The 5,198-nt window shown below is 74.7% G+C and carries 3 protein-coding genes and 1 pseudogene; 2 read left to right on the forward strand and 2 right to left on the reverse strand.

From position 1 onward, the window contains the following. Positions 1-2,030 (forward strand): tetratricopeptide repeat protein (locus AE652_RS34755; protein WP_049658956.1); only part of this gene is annotated, 2,030 nt, incomplete at its 5' end. A 136-nt stretch (positions 2,031-2,166) separates the two neighbouring features. On the opposite strand, the gene AE652_RS34760 is transcribed toward AE652_RS34755, so the two are convergent. Next, the gene (locus AE652_RS34760; RefSeq protein ID WP_049658957.1) at positions 2,167-3,444 is read right to left on the reverse strand and encodes a serine hydrolase; all 1,278 of its coding nucleotides are present in this window, start codon (positions 3,442-3,444) and stop codon (positions 2,167-2,169) included. 370 nt (positions 3,445-3,814) lie between these two features. Here AE652_RS34760 and AE652_RS34765 point away from each other — a divergent pair, with 370 nt between their 5' ends. Continuing rightward, positions 3,815-4,711, forward strand: coding sequence for an alkaline phosphatase family protein (locus tag AE652_RS34765; RefSeq protein ID WP_049658959.1), 897 nt, complete (start codon positions 3,815-3,817; stop codon positions 4,709-4,711). A gap of 10 nt (positions 4,712-4,721) precedes the next feature. On the opposite strand, the pseudogene AE652_RS34770 reads toward AE652_RS34765, so the two are convergent. Next, a pseudogene (locus AE652_RS34770) lies at positions 4,722-5,198 on the reverse strand (MFS transporter); the annotation flags it as partial.

A 5,198-nucleotide genomic window follows, 5' to 3' on the forward strand; every position in this document is an offset into this window, starting at 1 on the left:
CCGGCGCCCGCGACGACGCCCCGCCCGCGATCCCCGCCGAGCTGGGCCAGAGCGCCCTCGCGCTGCCCCGCGACATCGCCGACTTCACCGCCCGCGAGGACGCCCTCGCCCTGCTCGCCCGCCTGGCCGAGGACGAGCGCCCGGCCCACCCGCGCGTGGTGCTGGTCAGCGGTCAGCCCGGCCTCGGCAAGACCTCCTTCGCGCTGCACGCCGCCCACGCCCTGGCCGGGCGCTTCCCGGACGGCCAGCTCTCCCTCGACCTCGGCGGCATGTCCCCGCAGCCGCTGCCCGCCCGGGACGCGCTCGGGCAGGTGCTGCGCGCCCTGGGTGTCGCCGACGCCGCGGTGCCCGCCGGGACGGAGGAGCGGGCCGGCCTCTACCGGGCGCTGGTCCGCGAGCGGCGGCTCGTGCTGGTGCTGGACAACGCCGCCGACGAGAGCCAGGTGCGCCCGCTGCTGCCCGGCTCCGGCCCGGCCGTGACCATCGTGACCAGCCGCAACGTGCTGCCCGGACTGGAGTCGGTGCACCGGCTGAGCTTGGACGTGCTGGCCCCGGCCGAGGCGGCCGGGCTGCTGGCCCGGATCGCCGGCCGCGAGCGGATCGAGGCCGCCCCCGACGCCACCGCCGAGCTGGCCAGGCTCTGCGGCTACCTGCCGCTCGCGCTGCGGATCGCCGGGCAGCGCCTGGTTGCCCGCCCGCAGCAGCCGGTCGCCCACCTGGTGCGCCAGCTCGCCGCCGAGGAGAACCGGCTGGACCTGCTGGAGACCGGCGACCTGGCCGTCCGCCCGGCCTTCGAGCTGTCCTACCGGCGGCTGCCCGCCGAGTCCCAACTCGTCCTCCGCCGCTGCGCGTTGACCGCCGGCCAGGACTTCACCGCGGAGATCGCCGCGGCCTACGCGGGCCGGTCGGCGGCCCGCACCGAACTGGTGCTGGAACAGCTCGTCGACGCGGGGCTGATGCAGGCGGCCACCCCGGACCGCTACCGCCTGCACGACCTGGTGCGGCTCTACGCCGGCGAGCGGCTGGCCGCCGACGAGACGGGCCAGGAGCTGGCCGAGGCCCGCACCCGGGCCGGCCGCTGGATCCTCGGCCGGGCGGCCGAGTACGGCCTGCGGTTCGACCCCGACCACGCCACGGACGCGACCGGTACCGGCGGTACCGCCCCCGCGCACCTCACCGAGGCGGCCGCCTGGCTGGAGTACGAGCACCCGGAGTGGCTGGCCGCCCTGCAGCAGGCCCAGCGGGCCGGCCGCCACCGGGAGGTGGTGGACACCGCCGAGGCGATGCACTGGTTCTCCGACCGGCTGCTGAGCTGGGGCATCTGGGCCGAGGTGTTCCAGCTCTCGGCGGACGCCGCCCGCGCGATCGGGGACGAGCGGGTCGAGGCGGTGCACGTCAACTACCTGGCCTGGACGTACGTCACCTGCCTGCACCGCTACCAGCGCGGCATCGAACTGGCCACCGAGGGGCTGGAGCTGGCCCGTGCGGTGGGCGACCGGGAGCAGCAGGGCTGGGCGCTGACCTACCTGGCCTCGGGCCTGCGCTACCTCCAGCGGCACCGCGAGGCGACCGACGCCTTCCACCGGGCGGCGGACGCCTTCGCCGAGGTGGCCAACCGCTCCGCGATGATCGGCCGGCTGGTCACCCTGCGGGGCGCCGCCAACTGCCTGCGGGAGTCTGGCCGGGCGGAGGAGGCGGTGGAGTCGCGCCGGCGGGCCCTGGCCGGGGCGCTGGAGCTGGTGGAGCGCTGGTCCTCGCCGCTGATCCACCTGCTGGCGGCCATGACCGCGCACGAACTGGGCCTGGACCGCGCGGCACTGAAGCGCTGGCCGGCCGCCGAGAAGGCCTACCGGCAGGCCCTGGTGCATTTCGAGGCGGTGGGCCGCCCGGACAGCATGACCAAGACGCTGACCGAGCTGGGCACCGCGCTGATCGAGCAGGGCCGCGCCGAGGAGGCCCGCGAGCTGCTCACCGAGGCGCTCACCGACCTGAGCGCGGAGGGCCCCCGCGCGGCGGGCGCCCGGCACTGACCGGTTCCCTCCGGGGGCCGTGTCCGGCACTGACCGGGTGCCCTCCGGAGGCCGCGTCCCGTCACGCCGAGCGCCCGCCCCCGGCCGGACCGGAGCGGGCCGGAGGCGGGAGCGGGCGCGGGCCGTACGGCCGGTGTCAGATCCGGGTGTCCTCCACGACCGGCAGCGTGTCGACCGGGGCCGAGCCGACCGGGGCCGAGGCCGGCGCGAAGGCCGTCCGCGGGGCGACGGTGGGCTGCTTGCCGCAGAAGGCCGGCTCCAGGGTGTTCATCAGGCCCTGCGTCACCGCGCCGTTGTTGGAGGCGTTGGCGAAGACCACCACGCTGCGCCGCCCGTCCGGGGTCGTGAAGGACTGGGTGTTGAAGCCCTGCACGATGCCGCCGTGGCCGTACACGTCCCCGCAGGAGAGCGAGATGCGGCGCAGGCCCAGACCGTAGGCGATCTTCGCGGTGGGCGTGGGCAGGGCGGCGGTCATCTGCTGGAGCGAGGCGTCCGAGACGAGCCCGCCCTTGCCGCCGGCCATCAGCGCGGTGAGGAAGCGGTCGAGGTCCCCGGCGTCGGAGATGACGGCCCCGGCGGCCCACACCCAGGAGCCGGTCTGCGCGGTGGAGTCCAGCAGCGGCTTGGTGCGGTCGTCGTTGGTGAGGTAGCCGGTGACGTGGGTGCCGGTGATGCCCTGGTCGGGCACCACGAAGGAGGTCTTGTGCAGGCCGAGCGGCTGGATGATCCGCTCGTTCAGCACCTCCGGGAAGGTCTGGCCGGTGAGGTGCTCGACGGCCAGGCCCATCAGCACGTAGTCGGTGTTGGAGTAGGAGTAGCGGCTGCCGGGGGTCGACTGCAGGCCGTGCCTGACCGACATCGCGACCAGCGCGCGCGGGTCGTACACGGTGCTGCGGATGCGCGCCTCGAACGCGCTGGTGGTCTCCTCGCCGGCCTGCTCCAGCAGGTCGTTGGTGTGGTCGTAGACGCCGGCCCGGTGCTCCATCACCTGGCGGCCCGTCATGGTCCAGCTCTCCGGCAGGGTGTCCGCGGGCAGGTACTCGCGCAGCGGCCGGTCGAGGTCGATCCGGCCCTCCTGCGCCAGCTGCATCACGAGAACGGCGGCGAACATCTTGCTGTTGCTGCCGACCCGGAACCTCCACGAGGAGTTCATCGGGGTCCCGTCCAGGTCGGCCAGGCCGACGTTCACCGAGCGGGTCCGGTCGACGGCGCCGTGGTCGCTGATCACCGCGAAGGCGCCCGGGGCGCCGGCCGCGGTGGTGGCCTGGAGGGCGGTGCGCACACCGGCGAGGTCGGGGGCGGTCGGGTCGGTGGTGTCCTGGCCGGCTGCCGCGGCCGGCAGGGCACCGGTCGCCACCAGGACGGCGCCGGCGGCGGCCACCGCGAGCGGACGCAGAAGGCTGGTCTTCGCCATGTTCCTCGGTTCTCTCGTGAGCTGACGCGGCGTCGGACCGCGCCGTTCGAAGATCACTATCACCGGACGGGGCGGTTGCTGGCAATGTGAACCGGTTCGCCCGCATTTCGCGTTGTCAGTGGCGGTTTCGGCGCGTCGGGGCGGTGGCACCGTTCGTTTCCCGCTCCGGGGCCAAGGTTTCACCTGCCGTCGTCTGCCCGCGTCACCCCGGGGGCCCCATGCTGTTCGGGCGCTTCCGCGCACTCCGGTGCGCCCGCCGCGCCGGCCCTCCCCTCACCGACCACGGAGCTTCCCCACGCCCCGGCCGGGCCGGCGGGGCCGGGGCGGCGTCCTGCTGCCCGCCGGGCCGTCTCCTAGCCGAGGAATTGTCATGACTTCGTCCACAAAGCCCCTGAACCCCCGCTCCCGCCGCACCGCGACCGCGATCGGCTCCGCCGTCGCCCTGCTCGCCGCCTCCGCCGGCCTCTGGGCGGCCACCGCCCCCACCGCCCAGGCGGCCGCACTGCCCACGCCCGACCACATCGTCGTCGTGGTGATGGAGAACCACGCCTACACCCAGGTCATCGGCAGCAGCAGCGCCCCGTACCTCAACAACACCCTGAAGGCGGGCGGCGCCAACCTCACCCAGTCCTTCGGCATCACCCACCCGAGCGAGCCGAACTACTACGCGCTGTTCTCCGGCTCCACCCAGGGCACCGTCGACGACAGCTGTGTGACGGTCGGCGGCTTCCAGGCGGCCAACCTGGCCTCCGAGGTCATCGCCGCCGGCAAGACCTGGGGCAGCTACAACGAGTCCCTGCCCAGCCAGGGCAGCACCGTCTGCAGCAGCGGCAGCTACGCCCAGAAGCACAACCCGTGGTTCGGCTTCGGCAACGTCCCGGTCAGCTCGGCGAAGACCTTCGCCCAGTTCCCGACCGACTACAGCACCCTGCCGAACGTCTCCTTCGTGGTGCCGAACCTCTGCAGCGACATGCACGACTGCTCGGTCGGCACCGGCGACACCTGGATCAAGAACAACCTGGGCGCCTACGCCACCTGGGCGCAGACCCACAACAGCCTGCTGGTCGTCACCTTCGACGAGGACAACAAGCTGTCCGGCAACCGCATCCCGACCCTGGTCTACGGCGCCCACGTGACGCCCGGCAGCAGCAGCGCCACCACCTACAACCACTACAACGTGCTGCGCACCCTGGAGGACCTGGCCGGCGTCACCGGCCACGCGGGCAACGCGGCCTCCGCCGCCGACATCACCGGCATCTGGAACTGACCGGCGGCGATCAGCCCTTGACCCCGGTTCGGGTTCGCGCCCGCGCCTGATCCCGAGCCCGGGCCGGTGGCCGTTCGGTCGGCGGCCCGGGCTCGGGCACGGTCGTCCGCCGGGCGCCGTACCGCCGGACGCCGGGCACCGCCGCCGTGCCCGCGCAGACCGCCGTCACCAGCCCCGCCGCCGCCAGCAGCGGCACCCGGTCGCCCCAGGCCCCGGCGGCCAGCGGGGCCAGGACGTAGCCGAGCGGGGCGGCGGCCAGCGAGAGCAGCCAGTCGTACGAGGTGACCCGGGCCAGCGTGCCCGGCGGGAAGTCCTGCTGGACCACCGTCTCCCAGAGCGGGTTGAGGAAGCCCAGCCCGGCCATCGCCACCGCCTGCGCGGCCACCGCGACCGGCGCCGGGGCGGGGAGGGCGAGCGCGAGCAGCGGCAGCCCGTACAGCGCGAGGGCGAGGTTGCCGGCCAGCACCGGGCGGCGGGGCCGCAGCCG

The organism is Kitasatospora sp. MY 5-36, assembly GCF_001182915.1.
Classification (GTDB): Bacteria; Actinomycetota; Actinomycetes; order Streptomycetales; family Streptomycetaceae; genus Kitasatospora.